At 42.4% G+C, this 15,799-nt stretch carries 14 protein-coding genes, 1 tRNA gene, 2 rRNA genes, 1 other RNA gene and 1 pseudogene (1 of these 19 only partly in view); 2 read left to right on the top strand and 17 right to left on the bottom strand.

Features of this window, described 5'->3' with window-relative positions; genetic code table 11:
* Nucleotides 1-2: 2 nt before the first annotated feature.
* The 3 genes from plsX to FQT28_RS00210 are packed head-to-tail and all read right to left on the bottom strand — an operon-like array spanning nt 3 to nt 2,928.
* Nucleotides 3-995: a phosphate acyltransferase PlsX gene (plsX, locus tag FQT28_RS00220; protein ID WP_143989064.1), complete on the bottom strand. Its 993-nt coding sequence runs from the start codon at nt 993-995 to the stop codon at nt 3-5.
* Nucleotides 992-1,762 carry a DNA repair protein RecO gene (recO, locus tag FQT28_RS00215; protein WP_143989063.1) on the bottom strand — a complete coding sequence of 257 codons (771 nt, stop codon included), beginning with the start codon at nt 1,760-1,762 and terminating at the stop codon, nt 992-994. The genes plsX and recO overlap by 4 nt, the downstream gene beginning before the upstream one ends.
* Nucleotides 1,759-2,928 carry a pyridoxal phosphate-dependent aminotransferase gene (locus tag FQT28_RS00210; protein ID WP_143989062.1) on the bottom strand — a complete coding sequence of 390 codons (1,170 nt, stop codon included), beginning with the start codon at nt 2,926-2,928 and terminating at the stop codon, nt 1,759-1,761. The genes recO and FQT28_RS00210 overlap by 4 nt, the downstream gene beginning before the upstream one ends.
* A 151-nt stretch (nt 2,929-3,079) precedes the next feature.
* On the opposite strand from FQT28_RS00210, the gene FQT28_RS00205 reads away from it, so the two are divergent.
* A complete protein-coding gene (locus FQT28_RS00205; RefSeq protein ID WP_143989061.1) occupies nt 3,080-4,090 on the top strand; it encodes a YeiH family protein in 1,011 nt (336 codons plus the stop codon).
* Between the two features lie 27 nt (nt 4,091-4,117).
* Here the strand turns inward: FQT28_RS00205 and FQT28_RS00200 are convergent, their stop codons facing one another.
* The 8 genes from FQT28_RS00200 to tadA form a co-directional block, all read right to left on the bottom strand.
* Nucleotides 4,118-4,555 (bottom strand): CoA-binding protein, encoded by a 438-nt coding sequence (locus tag FQT28_RS00200; protein ID WP_033629137.1) that lies wholly within the window; start codon nt 4,553-4,555, stop codon nt 4,118-4,120.
* 120 nt (nt 4,556-4,675) lie between these two features.
* Nucleotides 4,676-5,644, bottom strand: a complete 969-nt coding sequence (locus tag FQT28_RS00195) for a ribose-phosphate diphosphokinase (RefSeq protein WP_000010175.1) — start codon at nt 5,642-5,644, stop codon at nt 4,676-4,678.
* Between the two features lie 214 nt (nt 5,645-5,858).
* Entirely contained in the window at nt 5,859-6,353 is a 495-nt protein-coding gene (locus FQT28_RS00190) for a beta-class carbonic anhydrase (protein WP_185952337.1), read from the bottom strand.
* A gap of 72 nt (nt 6,354-6,425) precedes the next feature.
* Nucleotides 6,426-7,787 (bottom strand): DNA repair protein RadA, encoded by a 1,362-nt coding sequence (gene radA, locus FQT28_RS00185; protein ID WP_143989059.1) that lies wholly within the window; start codon nt 7,785-7,787, stop codon nt 6,426-6,428.
* Between the two features lie 13 nt (nt 7,788-7,800).
* Entirely contained in the window at nt 7,801-8,358 is a 558-nt protein-coding gene (locus FQT28_RS00180; protein WP_143989058.1) for a histidine phosphatase family protein, read from the bottom strand.
* Nucleotides 8,318-8,761 (bottom strand): dUTP diphosphatase, encoded by a 444-nt coding sequence (locus tag FQT28_RS00175; protein ID WP_000701980.1) that lies wholly within the window; start codon nt 8,759-8,761, stop codon nt 8,318-8,320. The genes FQT28_RS00180 and FQT28_RS00175 overlap by 41 nt, the downstream gene beginning before the upstream one ends.
* A 54-nt stretch (nt 8,762-8,815) precedes the next feature.
* An RNA gene (gene ffs / locus FQT28_RS00170) (signal recognition particle sRNA small type) lies at nt 8,816-8,915 on the bottom strand.
* A gap of 32 nt (nt 8,916-8,947) precedes the next feature.
* Complete coding sequence (gene tadA / locus FQT28_RS00165) at nt 8,948-9,415, bottom strand: tRNA adenosine(34) deaminase TadA (RefSeq protein ID WP_084868635.1); 468 nt, start codon at nt 9,413-9,415, stop codon at nt 8,948-8,950.
* A gap of 265 nt (nt 9,416-9,680) precedes the next feature.
* Here tadA and FQT28_RS00160 point away from each other — a divergent pair, with 265 nt between their 5' ends.
* Nucleotides 9,681-10,226, top strand: a complete 546-nt coding sequence (locus FQT28_RS00160; RefSeq protein WP_143989057.1) for a hypothetical protein — start codon at nt 9,681-9,683, stop codon at nt 10,224-10,226.
* A gap of 483 nt (nt 10,227-10,709) precedes the next feature.
* Here FQT28_RS00160 and FQT28_RS00155 read toward each other — a convergent pair whose 3' ends face one another.
* The 6 genes and pseudogenes from FQT28_RS00155 to FQT28_RS00130 form a co-directional block, all read right to left on the bottom strand.
* Nucleotides 10,710-11,996 carry an adenylosuccinate synthase gene (locus FQT28_RS00155; RefSeq protein ID WP_025168978.1) on the bottom strand — a complete coding sequence of 429 codons (1,287 nt, stop codon included), beginning with the start codon at nt 11,994-11,996 and terminating at the stop codon, nt 10,710-10,712.
* A 239-nt stretch (nt 11,997-12,235) separates the two neighbouring features.
* Nucleotides 12,236-12,469, bottom strand: a complete 234-nt coding sequence (gene comW, locus FQT28_RS09975; RefSeq protein ID WP_093586853.1) for a sigma(X)-activator ComW — start codon at nt 12,467-12,469, stop codon at nt 12,236-12,238.
* 264 nt (nt 12,470-12,733) lie between these two features.
* Nucleotides 12,734-13,038: pseudogene (tnpA, locus tag FQT28_RS00145) on the bottom strand (IS200/IS605 family transposase); the annotation flags it as partial.
* A gap of 186 nt (nt 13,039-13,224) precedes the next feature.
* Nucleotides 13,225-13,298, bottom strand: a tRNA-Asn gene (locus FQT28_RS00140).
* Between the two features lie 5 nt (nt 13,299-13,303).
* Nucleotides 13,304-13,419 (bottom strand): 5S ribosomal RNA (gene rrf, locus FQT28_RS00135).
* A gap of 77 nt (nt 13,420-13,496) precedes the next feature.
* Nucleotides 13,497-15,799, bottom strand: a 23S ribosomal RNA gene (locus FQT28_RS00130); it runs 599 nt beyond the window's last position.

Here is a 15,799-nt window from a genome sequence, read left to right as displayed (position 1 = left end):
TTTTATTCTCCTGAAAATTCACGCGCAGTTTGAGCAACTACGTCTGTTTCTAGCATAGTACGAATCTGGCGAATCGTACTGTACACAGCCTTGGCATCACTTGAGCCATGGGTCTTAACAACAGGTGCTTTGACACCAAACAAGACTGCCCCACCAACATCTGAATAGTTAAGCTGTGTTTTCAAACCTCTAAGGCTATCCTTAAGAAGAAGAGCACCTAACTTTGCTCGAAGGCCACCACCTATGATAGCTGTCTTAAGCAAGCCCATGATTCCCATAGCGGTCCCTTCGATGGATTTGAGAACAGCGTTTCCCGTGAAACCATCTGTTACGACAACATCCGCAACACCATTCATCAAATCACGCGCTTCCACGTTTCCGACAAAATTCAAGCTTTCATCAGCCGCTAGTAAGTCATAAGTTTCCTTACGAAGCGGGTCTCCCTTGCTGCTTTCTGTTCCGTTGTTGAGCAAACCAACACGTGGTTGTGCAATCCCACGAACATTTTTTGCATAGAAGGAACCTAGAACCGCGTATTGGTGCAGATGATGGGCTGTATTTTCCGCATTGGCTCCAAGGTCTAGCATGTCAAAGCCTTTGCCATCAATGGTCGGTAAGGTCGACATGAGTCCAGGACGGTCGATATTCTTGATACGACCTACAATGAAGAATCCTGCAGCCAACAAGGCACCTGTATTCCCAGCCGAGAGGACAGCGTCTGCCTCTCCTTCTTTGACTGCCTTAGCCGCTAATACCATACTGGCATTTTTCTTCTTACGAATAGCTTTTGTAGGCTCATCATCAAAATCAATCTTCTCATCCGTATGGATAATGCTGACGCGTTCTGTCGCTGTTAGATATTGCTTGATTTTGCTTTCGTCTCCATAGAGTTGAATCTCAATATCTGAAAAGTCAGCAAGGGCTTGATTGACACCCTCAACGATGGCTTGAGGTGCATAATCGCCCCCCATAGCATCTACTGCGATTTTTTTCATTTGTCTTCCTCTTTTAGTAATTGTCCCCAGTCTGCTAGGGAATCAATAAATTTCTTTGATTTTAGGTGAATCCCAACATACTCTTCGTAGAGTTGGTCTATAAACTTGCGCAAGTCTTGCTTGATTTCGGCCTTAAGCGAAATAGTCTCCAAGGTTTCAAAATCAATGGCTTGAAATTGATTGAGCAGATAAGGGATATTGGGATTGAGATGACAACGTCTCTCATCTTCATGATAATGCTCTGGGCAAAGGCAGGCTCCATATTTGAAAGAAAAGTCAAAGGCCTGACCGACCCGATGGCAAAAGACACACTCATTAAAATTAAGGCTGATTCCAAATCGAGTCAAGATTTGAATTTCAAAAATATTGGTTAAAACCTGATAATCTATCCCTGCTTCCATCAACTCCAGAGTCTTCCTCAAGAAAGCAAACAAGGGAGCATCCTGCTGATTATCCTGCAAACTAGCATCTGCAAGGGCAGCCACATAGGTTGCATAGGCCATGACAAAGAGATCACTATTAATCTTGGGAAAGGTCATCACCTCGTGATAGTCCTCAATGTAGCTAAGCCCATCATCATTGATACGCAAGAGAAATCGTGCCAACACCAAGGGCTGAATAACAGGCGCCAGTTTGGACTGACCAGCGTGTTTAACGAAGAACATGCGCTTGCCCGCCTGCTCGGTAAAAATTTTGACTAGCTTGTCATCCTCACGAAAGTTACGATTGTAGAGCACCAAGCCTTGACTCGTGATAGACTGAATCATGCTTCTCTCATGTACTCCTCAAGTCGTTTCATGGCCTCTCTGATCGTTTCCATACTGGCTGCATAGGATAGACGAACATAGCCTTCTCCGTAGGAACCAAAGGCTGCGCCAGGTATAAAGGCAACAGCCTTCTTCTGGGCAAAATCCTTCAGAAAAGCAAAGGAGTCTTGATTGTAGCCCGCTGGAATCTTAGCAAAGATATAGAAGGCCCCGTCTGGTTTGATAATCTCAAAACCAAGAGCTGTCATCTTTTCGATGATATAATCTCGACGCTGAATGTATTCCTTCTTCATAGGCTCTGCGTCGTTTTTACCAGCGGTCAAAGCCTCCACCGCAGCATGTTGAGCCATAGTGTTTGCGGCAGTTACCAAATATTGGTGACTCTTGATTAACTGAGCTGTGAAAACTGCAGGAGCAAAGATAAAGCCTAAACGCCAACCAGTCATAGCATGCGATTTAGACAAGCCATTGATAATAATAGCCTGGTCTCTCAGCATAGTTCCCAGAGATACATGGGCTTCGCCTGTATAGGTTAATTCTGAGTAAACCTCATCACAGACAACAAAAATCTCATACTTGCGTAAAACGTCTGCCAAGGCTTCCAACTGCTCCCGACTATATGTAATTCCTGTCGGATTGGCTGGATAGTTGAGAATAACTGCTTTGAGCTTGTCCCCTTGATCCAAAATGGCCTTTTCCAACATCTCAGGAGTCAAGACAAAACCATTTTCAGTTGTATCAATCTCGACAATCTCTGCCCCAACTAGATTGACAATCGGCTCATATCCTGGATAGGCAGGAGCTGGCAAGAGCACCTTGTCTCCTTCTTCCAAGATAGCTGTCAAAGTAGCAGATAAAGCCTCTGTCGCCCCGATAGTGACCAAGATTTCATTTTCAGGATTATAATCTAGCTGGTATTTTTCTTTTACAAAGTCGCTAGCAGCCTGGCGCAAAGTCAGCAAACCGCTCATCCCTGTATAGTAGGATTGGTTCTGATCAATGGCTCGCTTGGCTGCCTCCTTGATATGATCTGGCGTTGTAAAATCAGGTTCCCCCAAGGTCAAACGCAAGACTCCAGGAATCTCTGAAATTGCCTGGTCAAACTGGCGAATCAAGGAAACTTGAATCTTGTCTAACTGTTTATTAAAGCGCTTGGTTAAGTCCATAGATATCCCCCTTGCTTACAGAACATAGTACTATTATACTACAAAAGCTCCCTGACCGCAAAATCCATCTGAAATCAAGAATTTTCACTTTCTATTTTACTTTTTTTCTCGACAAGACTATAATAATAAGTGCTTATTTTCGGAGGTTTATATGTCATTTTTATCAAAAAATGGAGCAGGAATCTTGGCCTGCCTTCTCATTTCTATCGTATCTTGGTTCCTGGGAGGATTTTTCCCCGTCGTGGGCGCACCTGTCTTTGCAATTTTTGCTGGAATGCTCCTCCACCCCTGGCTCTCACCCTACAAACAACTAGATGCAGGTTTGACCTTTAGTTCCAAAAAATTACTCCAGTATGCCGTTATCTTACTCGGTTTTGGTCTCAATATCTCGCAAGTCTTTGCAGTTGGACAAACTTCACTCCCTGTCATTCTTTCCACCATTTCGATTTCCTTAATCGTCGCCTACCTCTTCCAGCGCTTTTTTGCTTTGGATACTAAACTTGCTACCTTGATTGGAGTGGGATCTTCTATCTGTGGTGGCTCTGCTATTGCCGCGACAGCGCCCGTTATCCAGGCCAAGGAAAAAGAAGTCGCCCAAGCCATTTCCGTTATCTTTTTCTTCAATGTCTTTGCTGCGCTCATCTTTCCAACTCTAGGAACCTGGCTTCACCTATCCAATGAAGGCTTCGCCCTCTTTGCAGGAACTGCGGTTAATGATACTTCTTCTGTAACGGCCACCGCCAGCTCCTGGGACAGTCTTTACCAAACTAATACCCTCGAATCGGCAACCATTGTTAAACTCACGCGCACCCTTGCCATTATTCCTATCACGCTCTTTCTCTCCTATTGGCAAAGCCGCCAACAAAAAAATAGCCAGGGTTTCCAACTAAAAAAAGTCTTCCCACTTTTTATCCTTTACTTTATCTTGGCTTCTCTCTTAACAACTCTCCTTACCTCTCTCGGTGTGTCTAGTAGCTTCTTCACCCCTCTCAAACAACTCTCCAAATTTCTCATTATCATGGCTATGAGTGCCATCGGTCTCAAAACAAATCTAGTAGCCATGGTCAAATCCAGCGGTAAATCCATTCTTCTTGGAGCCCTTTGCTGGATTGCCATCATCCTCACCAGTCTTGGCATGCAAGCATTGATTGGTACTTTATAATACAAAAAGGTAGCCCATGGCTACCTTTTATTGTTCAAGAATTAAGCGTGTATGTTCTCTCTTGATACAGCGATTCATCACGATGTCATCGCATCCTCCCGCACGCAAGATTTCTTCCGCCTCTAGACTTTCGAGTCCCAGTTGTGCCCAAAAAATCTTGGCATCAGCCTTGAGAAAATCACGCGCCACATCTGGCAGAAACTCGCTACGTCGGTATACATTGACAATGTCCACAGGAAAAGGAATCTCAACTAGACTCGCATAAGCCTTCTCTCCCAAGATTTCCCCACCTGCAGCCTTGGGATTAACTGGAATGATTTTATAGCCCCGAGCTTGCATTTCCTTGGTCACTCGATTGCTAGTTGTTTCTTCACGGTCAGACAAACCCACTACCGCTAACGTTTTACTGGTCTCCAGATACTGACGGATCACACCATCACTTGGATTGATAAATTCTTGGCTCATAGAAATCCTCCTTTTTCATCAGTATAGCATATTTTGAAAAGGCTTGCAGATTTTGACTACAAAAAATCTCCTATCAAGAAAAGAAACCTGCTAGGAGAACGATCTATTTCAAGTGAAAGTTTAGATTTTTTTCTCGATACTAAATAATGGAGAAAGAGGACGTTTTTCGTGGATACGAATAATAGCATCGCCCAGAAGATGAGCAATCGAAATTTGTTCAATCTTATCAATCAAACGCTCTTCTGGTAGGTAGATAGTATCCAAAACAACCAATTTCTTAATAGCTGATTTTTGAATATTATCCATAGCTGGCCCTGAAAGAACTGGGTGCGTACAGCTTGCATAAACTTCAACAGCACCTGCTTCAGCAAGAGCGTCTGCCGCATGACAAATAGTTCCAGCTGTATCGATCATATCGTCAATCAAGATACAAGTCTTACCTTCTACCTTACCAATGATGTTCATCACTTCACTGGTATTCATCTTGTCTACACTACGGCGTTTGTCAATAATCGCAATCGGAGTTTTCAAAAACTCTGCCAATTTACGAGCACGAGTCACCCCACCATGGTCTGGGCTGACAACCACGTAGTCAGAGCCAACCATACCACGACGTTCAAAATAGTCCGCGATCAATGGAGCACCCATCAAGTGATCTACAGGAATATCAAAGAATCCCTGAATCTGTGCAGCGTGCAAATCAATCGTCAACAAACGATCTACCCCAGCAACTTCTAGCATGTTTGCAACGAGTTTTGCAGTGATTGGCTCACGCGCGCGCGCTTTTCTATCCTGACGTGCATAGCCATAGTAAGGCATAACAACATTGACAGATTCTGCACTAGCACGCTTCAATGCGTCCACCATAATCAAAATTTCAAGTAAATTATCATTTACAGGTGAACTAGTTGATTGTAGTATAAAGACGTGTTTTCCACGGATTGATTCTTCAATGTTGACCTGAATCTCCCCATCTGAAAATTGGCGAACAGTCGATTTCCCCAACTCTATCCCAATCTCTTGCGCCACACGCTCTGCCAATTCTCTATTAGAAGAAAGGGCAAACAGCTTTAAATCAGAAAAAGACATGATTTCCTCCGGTATTTATGTATCACTTGTTTTTTACACAACATTTTCCATCTACCATTGTAGCGCTTTTTCCTTTATTTTTCAATCAAAAATAAAACAAGAGCAAACATTTATACCCTCGTTTTATGCTATTTTATATTAGCTATATTAAAACTAAAAATCCTACATTTTAACAATCAATTTTATGCTAGGATGAAATTTTTTCGAGACAAAGTTAGCAAACTTCTCTCATACTTCCTGTATCCACATCATAGACAGCACCTGAAATAACCACATCATCAGGAATCAGTGGAGATTCTCGAAGCAATTGCATATCCTCTCTCACACTCTCTTCAACATCCTGAAATGGTAAAAAATCTTGATCAGACACATCAACTCCGAGCTCGTGTTTCAAATGTTCATGAAAACTTTCATTTTGAAAGGTTTGAGCTCCACAGTCTGTATGGTGCAACACCACAATCTCTCTTGTCCCCATTTGTTGCTGGGAAATCACCAGTGAACGAATCATGTCCTCAGTTACTCGACCACCCGCATTCCGCAAGATATGAGCATCCCCAAGGGCCAAACCAAGAGCATGGGCAACGTGTAGCCGCGAGTCCATGCAGGTCACGATTGCTACTCTGGTTTTGGGTTTAAGTGGCAAATTTAACTGCCCATGTAGGGCAACATAAGCCTGATTGGCTTTCATAAACTGTTCAAAATACGACACGATTCCCTCCTCAAAAATTTGATAATCAAATATTTCTCCTATCTTATCATTTTTAAGAGGATTTGTCACGGATTATGCAAAGACCTTTTTCAAAACTTCTTGAATCGTTGTCACACCAATGACTTCAATTTCCTTGGGTGGAGTGATTCCTGTCAAGGAATTCTTGGGTACATAAATCTTGGTAAAGCCCAGTTTTGCCGCTTCATTAATACGTTGTTCGATGCGATTCACGCGCCGAATTTCTCCGGTCAAGCCCAGTTCACCCACAAAACATTCCTGAGGATTGGTAGGCTTGTCCTTGTAACTAGAGGCAATAGCCACTGCAACGGCTAAGTCAATGGCAGGCTCATCCAATTTCACACCACCAGCAGATTTGAGATAGGCATCCTGGTTTTGCAAGAGAAGCCCTGCTCGTTTTTCCAAAACAGCCATAATCAGACTTGCACGATTGAAATCAAGTCCAGTCGTCGTACGTTTAGCATTTCCAAACATAGTTGGTGTCACCAAAGCCTGAACCTCCGCCAAAATCGGACGGGTTCCTTCCATAGTCACCACAATTGATGAGCCAGTCGCTCCGTCCAAACGCTCTTCTAGGAAAACTTGACTCGGATTGAGCACCTCAACCAATCCACCTGACTGCATCTCAAAAATCCCAATCTCATTAGTGGAACCAAAACGGTTTTTGACCGCTCGTAAGATTCGGAAGGTATGGTGACGCTCCCCTTCAAAGTAAAGCACCGTATCCACCATATGCTCCAACATACGCGGACCAGCCAAGGTCCCTTCCTTGGTCACATGTCCTACGATAAAGATAGCAATGTTATTAGTCTTCGCCAACTGCATGAGTTCAGCCGTTACCTCACGCACCTGAGACACAGACCCCTGCACCCCTGAAATCTCAGGAGACATAATCGTCTGGATAGAGTCGATGATGAGAAAATCTGGTTGGATGCGCTCCACCTCAGATCGAACACTCTGCATATTGGTCTCTGCATAGAGATAAAACTCACTATCAATATCACCCAAGCGCTCTGCACGGAGTTTAATCTGCTGGGCAGACTCCTCCCCACTGACATAGAGAACAGTCCCTACTTGGGACAGCTGAGTTGAAACTTGTAGGAGAAGGGTTGATTTCCCAATCCCAGGATCCCCACCGATGAGGACGAGACTTCCTGGTACCACTCCGCCTCCAAGCACACGGTTGAATTCCTCCATATCCGTCTTGGTTCGATTGACATTGATGGAAGTCACCTCAGCCAGTTTCATGGGCTTGGTTTTCTCACCTGTCAAGGACACACGCGCATTCTTGACCTCTGCAACCTCGATTTCTTCTACAAAAGAAGACCAAGCCCCACAGTTGGGACAACGCCCTAGATATTTTGGGGAATTGTACCCACAATTTTGACATACAAATGTCGCTTTTTTCTTTGCGATAATAAACCTCTTTCTAAATCTCTATCTCACACTCAATCACTTGGCAAAAATCAATCTTCTCATTTGGCACAAATTGACGTATGAGCATGTTGTGAGTTACCACTATCACGGTCTGGTAATCTCGATACTTGGCCATAGATTCTAGAAATCGAGACTTCATCTCCGTAGCTGTCTCATATTGAATAGGGCTATTAGGAAGTAACTCCCCCTTGTTTTCTAAAAACAGACATCTAGCTTTTTCGAAGTTTTCTATGCCTGCTTCATAAACCTGCCATTCGTGTAACATAGGCTCCACTCTCAAAGGAAGTCCAGTAGCACAAGAAACATAAGAAGCCGTTTCTAAAGCTCGCGTTACTGCTGAAGTCACTAGTAGGTTAGCTGATTGTAGCAAGGGATTTTGGCAAAGTTCCTGAGCTTGTTGTCGTCCCTTCTCAGATAAGGGGGCCAAATCCATCCCAAAACCTGTATAAGAACGTTCCTCTAACTCACGGTAATCTGGCTCCCCGTGACGTACAAAGATGATTTTCATCTTAGTGCCCAGTCGATCCAAATCCACCAGTCCGCACGCCATCAGCTGCATCTCCATCTGCGATTAAAAATGGTGCAAAGACAGCCTGAACCACACGTTCCCCAACTTCAAGAACCACTTCCTGATCAGTAATGTTTTTCATCTGCGCAAAAATATGTCCCTCATTTCCAGGATTTCCATAATAATCTCCATCAATTACCCCCACAGAGTTGATCAAGACCAGACCCTTCTTACGAGGATTTGAAGAACGATCATAAAGATAGAGAACTTCTGTCGGCTGCATATAGGCCTTAACACCTGTCGGAACGAGAACAATCTCTCCTGGAGCAATCACAGTGCGTTCCGCGACCTTTAAGTCGTAACCAGCTGCATGGGCTGTCTCACGCTTAGGTAGCAAATTTTCGTCTGTAAAACTCGAAACCAACTCGAAACCACGAATTTTCATATTCTTCTCTTTTCTATTATCATTTATTCTAGGCTATTTTATCTTATTTATTCGAAAAAAGCACGAAAAAAGAGCACACAATTCACACTCGCTTAGGGCTGCTGGATTCCTCCCCTGACCCGCTTCACGCAGAACTGTTGCTCCACTGTTTATTATACCACATACCTCTCTATTTTAAAAGAGAAATTATTTTTTCCGTCGATTTCGGAAAAAGTCCTGCATAATCGCTGCACAGTCATCTTCCAAAATTCCCGTTTCTACCTCTACACGATGATTGAGACGCTCATCTGTCAAAATATCGTACAAACTCCCAGCTGCACCAAATTTCTGATTTTTAGCCCCGTAGACTACATTTGGAATACGGGCAAGCCCAATCGCCCCACTACACATAACACAAGGCTCAATGGTCACAAAAAGCGTACAATCCAGCAAGCGCCAACTCTCTTCACTCACATTCGCATTCTCTATGGCCATGATTTCCGCATGCATCACTGCCCGTTGCAACTCCTCGCGCGCATTATGCCCCCTACCAATGATCTCTCCATCCTTGACAATCACACAACCAATTGGAATTTCATCGTGTTCCAGAGCAATTTCTGCCTCTCTCAAAGCCTCTCTCATAAAGGCTTCTTTTTCTTCAACTGTATAATCCATAGCTTCTCTCTTTTCCTGCTTATCAATTCTATCATTATAGCATGTTTTCCTAGACAAAAAAAGAGCTCTATAATATTTACACTGACTAACTTTAGATAGTATTAAATCGCTGGATTATAGAAATAATGTTTTAAAAAGAGTATAATATTAGCAAAATTGATAGAAAATCAGAAATCATGAACTTAAAATAATGGAGATAACTGACATAGAAAGTTCAAGAGATGAATATACTGAAATTTATACAATAAACAATATGAAAGGGTAAATGATGAAATTAGAGTTGTTACTGGATAAACCAAAATTTACCTTAATGTTTCCATATAAAAATCAATTTAATAGAGCAGGGGGACCATTCATGATATCTTTATCTGTTATGATTCTCTGGTTTCTAAAGCATCTGATAGCTTATAATACCGATTTTACATACAAGATTATTATAGCAATCGTACTGATTTATGCTCCACTTCTTCTATGGTTTATGGGGTATTATCTCTTCATAAATGGAGTAAAATTAGAAGTTCATAAAAACAATACTGTTCAGTATTATACCTATAGTAGCAGAGGCCTCAGCGTATTACATTATCAATTTAAACTTCAAGATATCGAACAAATAACCATTAAAAAGCGTCCCTTTAATTGTACAAAGTTAACTATGAAAATTAGAAATCCTATTTTTTTAGAAGGATATGAGAAAAATCTAAATAAGCTAATAAGTGTCAGTATCATCACAGATAAACTGAAAGCAGATGTTTTTATGTACGAAATGAACCAAATTCAAAATGACAAATCAGGAAACCAAGTTATCAAATAAGCTAATTTACAAAAAATTTAATTTTATCTAACTTATAAATTCTAAAGAAAATAGTTCACTGAAGAGGCTGGGATCAAAAATCCCAACCTCATTTTTGCTTAGTTGCAAACCTATAATTTATTAGTAGATTAAACTGTTTGTTGGTATTTTAAAATTCAAAAAGCTACTTTTACCAAAACTTCTTTTCTCCATTCACAACATTAACCAATTTACTCAAATGTTGAAATCTTACAGATATAGGTTTACCAAATCGAGACTTAGTCTAGAGATTTCTATCCCACTGTTTTTTTTTCTTTATCTTAAAAAGTCAAGTAGAAGCCTATATAAGACTTAGGAACTAAAAAAGCCACCGAATGCGGTGACTTAATAGGGAGATTATTATGAAAAAGAAAAGTTTAGGATATTTGTTACAACAAGTTAGGAGGTCTTCTTGTAACTATCTATAGTATACCCGCCCTCTCTTAAACTAATCTTAAAAATCTCCTATGACCAAACACTTTCTAAAATATTGGTTTGTTCACGACCAGGACCTACTGAGAAAGTAGAAATACGAACCCCAACCAACTCGCTCACACGACGAACATAGTTACGCGCATTTTCAGGAAGATCTTCCAAATTACGAACTCCAGTAATGTCTTCTGACCAACCAGGCAATTCCTCGTAGATAGGTTTGCAACGTTTTAATTGCTCAAGACTAGCTGGGTAGTGGTCGATACGTTGACCATCGAGATCATAAGCCACACAAATTTTCACAGTATCCAAACCGCTCAAAACATCAATAGAATTCAATGAAAGATTGGTAATCCCAGATACACGGCGACTATGACGCATCACAACTGAGTCAAACCAACCCACACGACGTGGACGGCCAGTTGTTGTACCATACTCATGACCTACTTCACGAATGCGATTTCCCACTTCATCAAACAATTCAGTTGGGAAAGGTCCGTCACCTACACGACTCGTATAAGCTTTACATACACCTACAACCTTATCAATTTTACTTGGACCAACACCAGAACCAATTGTCACACCACCAGCGACAGGGTTTGAAGAAGTAACAAATGGATAAGTACCTTGGTCAATGTCCAACATGACACCTTGTGCACCTTCAAAAAGTACACGTTTACCGTTATCAAGTGCATCGTTCAAGATAACGGATGTATCTGTCACATACTGCTTGATTTGTTGGCCATACTCATAGTACTCTTCAAAAATATCATCAATTGAAATAGGGGTACTGTCATACAATTTTTCAAACAAACGATTCTTTTCCGAAAGATTCCGTTCCAAGCGTTCACGGAAAATATCCTTATCCAAAAGATCTGCAATTCGAATCCCTACACGAGCAGCTTTATCCATGTAGGCTGGGCCAATACCCTTGATAGTAGTCCCGATTTTATTGTCGCCCTTAGCTTCTTCTTGCAAACGGTCTAATTCAATATGATATGGCAAAATGACATGTGCACGATCAGAAATACGCAAGTTATCAGTTGTCACACCTTCCTCATGAAGATAGCTCAACTCTTTCACAAGGGATTTCGGGTTTACAACCATCCCATTCCCGATAACAGAGATTTTTTCAGGGAAGAAAATTCCAGATGGAATCAAGTGCAACTTAAATTTCTTACCATCAATCACAATTGTGTGACCAGCATTATCACCACCTTGGTAACGAGCAATCACCTCTGCATTAGCTGAAAGAAAATCTGTAATTTTCCCTTTACCTTCATCGCCCCATTGGGTACCTACAACAACAACTGAAGTCATAATTTTGTCTGAGCCGCTAGGCTCTTCCTTTCTCATATACATGGCAGGAGTCTCACCCGCAATCATATCTTACAATTTATTATAAGAAAAAAAGACCATTTTATCAAGAAGAAACACTGGAAAAGATTTGGAATTTCTGCAAATTATAAAATTTGAAACCTTATAATTTAAATAAAATCCTTAAAATTACAAATTCAATGCTCATTATTGTTCGTGATAAATGATATATATGAACCTCACTAGTTTAGAGTAGCACCCTCTAGCAAGAATTTATCTAGATACAGACGATAGGCCGTCTGGAAATGATATAGACAAAACTCTTTATCGCTTTTAATTCTAAATCTTATCAAGTAATAAAGTAAAAAACGAAGATGAAGTGATTCCCACTCAGCACAACTCTGACATAAAGAAGCATATTCTTGTTCAACTAGTTTCAAAAAGACAAATGCTCGTTCATAAAATTTTTGAAGCATATAAAAAATCCCTTTCTTATTATTAACACTAGTCTAACAGAAAAACGAACTAAAAAAGCTTCAAATCCTATAAAAGAAGAATTTAAAGCTAAACGAACTAAAAATAAAATATAAAGGTAATTATAGATGCCAAAATTAAGTTTTGAATTTTGAGAAGTTTACTTCATTTATAAAATCATAACTACCCGTCTAACGGGTGGTTTGCACCAGGGCTATAAGCCCAAATTACCAGCCAGCGCCTAAAGACGCTGGATAATTTCTTTAATCTTGAATATATTTCTTAATTGTGGCTTCATTAAGTCCCACTGTACTCACGTAGTAACCTTCTGCCCAAAAATGCCGGTTGCCAAACTTGTACTTGAGGTTGGCGTGTTTGTCAAACATCATGAGTGCACTTTTGCCTTTTAAATAACCCATGAAACTTGAAACACTTATCCTTGATGGAATATTTCTCCCAAACTACTTCGATATTAATTATAAATGATTTTTCGTCTATACTTAGGGGTGAACACAATGTGATATTTACACATCCACTTTGTGTGTGATAAACTATGTGCCTTTTGTGCCATATTTTTCTCCTTTCGCTTTACAATTGACTTGAATACCTTTATTGTATCGCGTTTGGAGTTTTTTTGGTATAACCTTCGACGCGCACCCGCATAGCAGGCGGTTTATTTGTCTCGCACCTGACGGAGCGAGACGGACTAATAGTCACATAATAAAAAAGAACACCAGTGGTGTTCTTTTTTATCTGACTCCGCCAGTAGGACTCGAACCTACGACATCATGATTAACAGTCATGCGCTACTACCAACTGAGCTATGGCGGATAAAAGCTAAGCGACTTCCATATCTCACAGGGGGCAACCCCCAACTACTTCCGGCGTTCTAGGGCTTAACTGCTGTGTTCGGCATGGGTACAGGTGTATCTCCTAGGCTATCGTCACTTAACTCTGAGTAATACCTACTCAAAATTGAATATCTATCAAATAATTAGAAAAACCATACGCTAAGTTTTCTCAGTTACTTTGGATAAGTCCTCGAGCTATTAGTATTAGTCCGCTACATGTGTCACCACACTTCCACTTCTAACCTATCTACCTGATCATCTCTCAGGGCTCTTACTGATATAAAATCATGGGAAATCTCATCTTGAGGTGGGTTTCACACTTAGATGCTTTCAGCGTTTATCCCGTCCCTACATAGCTACCCAGCGATGCCTTTGGCAAGACAACTGGTACACCAGCGGTAAGTCCACTCTGGTCCTCTCGTACTAGGAGCAGATCCTCTCAAATTTCCTACGCCCGCGACGGATAGGGACCGAACTGTCTCACGACGTTCTGAACCCAGCTCGCGTGCCGCTTTAATGGGCGAACAGCCCAACCCTTGGGACCGACTACAGCCCCAGGATGCGACGAGCCGACATCGAGGTGCCAAACCTCCCCGTCGATGTGAACTCTTGGGGGAGATAAGCCTGTTATCCCCAGGGTAGCTTTTATCCGTTGAGCGATGGCCCTTCCATACGGAACCACCGGATCACTAAGCCCGACTTTCGTCCCTGCTCGAGTTGTAGCTCTCGCAGTCAAGCTCCCTTATACCTTTACACTCTGCGAATGATTTCCAACCATTCTGAGGGAACCTTTGGGCGCCTCCGTTACCTTTTAGGAGGCGACCGCCCCAGTCAAACTGCCCGTCAGACACTGTCTCCGATAGGGATAACCTATCTGGGTTAGAGTGGCCATAACACAAGGGTAGTATCCCAACAACGTCTCCTTCGAAACTGGCGTCCCGATCTCATAGACTCCTACCTATCCTGTACATGTGGTACAGACACTCAATATCAAACTGCAGTAAAGCTCCATGGGGTCTTTCCGTCCTGTCGCGGGTAACCTGCATCTTCACAGGTACTAAAATTTCACCGAGTCTCTCGTTGAGACAGTGCCCAAATCATTACGCCTTTCGTGCGGGTCGGAACTTACCCGACAAGGAATTTCGCTACCTTAGGACCGTTATAGTTACGGCCGCCGTTTACTGGGGCTTCAATTCATACCTTCGGATTACTCCTAAGCACTCCTCTTAACCTTCCAGCACCGGGCAGGCGTCACCCCCTATACATCATCTTACGATTTAGCAGAGAGCTGTGTTTTTGATAAACAGTTGCTTGGGCCTATTCACTGCGGCTGACTTAAAGTCAGCACCCCTTCTCCCGAAGTTACGGGGTCATTTTGCCGAGTTCCTTAACGAGAGTTCTCTCGCTCACCTGAGGCTACTCGCCTCGACTACCTGTGTCGGTTTGCGGTACGGGTAGAGTATGTTTAACGCTAGAAGCTTTTCTTGGCAGTGTGACGTCACTAACTTCGCTACTAAACTTCGCTCCCCATCACAGCTCAATGTTATAGAACTAAGCATTTGACTCAATTCACACCTCACTGCTTAGACAGACACTTCCATTCGTCTGCTTTAGTTAGCCTACTGCGTCCCTCCATCACTACATACTCTAGTACAGGAATATCAACCTGTTGTCCATCGGATACACCTTTCGGTCTCTCCTTAGGTCCCGACTAACCCAGGGCGGACGAGCCTTCCCCTGGAAACCTTAGTCTTACGGTGGACAGGATTCTCACCTGTCTTTCGCTACTCATACCGGCATTCTCACTTCTATGCGTTCCAGCACTCCTCACGGTATACCTTCATCACACATAGAACGCTCTCCTACCATACCTATAAAGGTATCCACAGCTTCGGTAAATTGTTTTAGCCCCGGTACATTTTCGGCGCAGGGTCACTCGACTAGTGAGCTATTACGCACTCTTTGAATGAATAGCTGCTTCTAAGCTAACATCCTAGTTGTCTGTGCAACCCCACATCCTTTTCCACTTAACAATTATTTTGGGACCTTAGCTGGTGGTCTGGGCTGTTTCCCTTTCGACTACGGATCTTAGCACTCGCAGTCTGACTGCCGACCATAATTCATTGGCATTCGGAGTTTATCTGAGATTGGTAATCCGGGATGGACCCCTCACCCAAACAGTGCTCTACCTCCAAGAATCTTTATGTCGACGCTAGCCCTAAAGCTATTTCGGAGAGAACCAGCTATCTCCAAGTTCGTTTGGAATTTCTCCGCTACCCACAAGTCATCCAAGCACTTTTCAACGTGCCCTGGTTCGGTCCTCCAGTGCGTCTTACCGCACCTTCAACCTGCTCATGGGTAGGTCACATGGTTTCGGGTCTACGATATGATACTAAGGCGCCCTATTCAGACTCGGTTTCCCTGCGGCTCCGTCTCTTCAACTTAACCTCGCATCATATCGTAACTCGCCGGTTCATTCTA

Source organism: Streptococcus oralis, assembly GCF_901543815.1.
Taxonomy (GTDB): domain Bacteria; phylum Bacillota; class Bacilli; order Lactobacillales; family Streptococcaceae; genus Streptococcus; species Streptococcus oralis_CM.
Note: the sequence above shows the minus strand (reverse complement) of the source record. Positions and strands in the feature narration are given on the sequence as shown.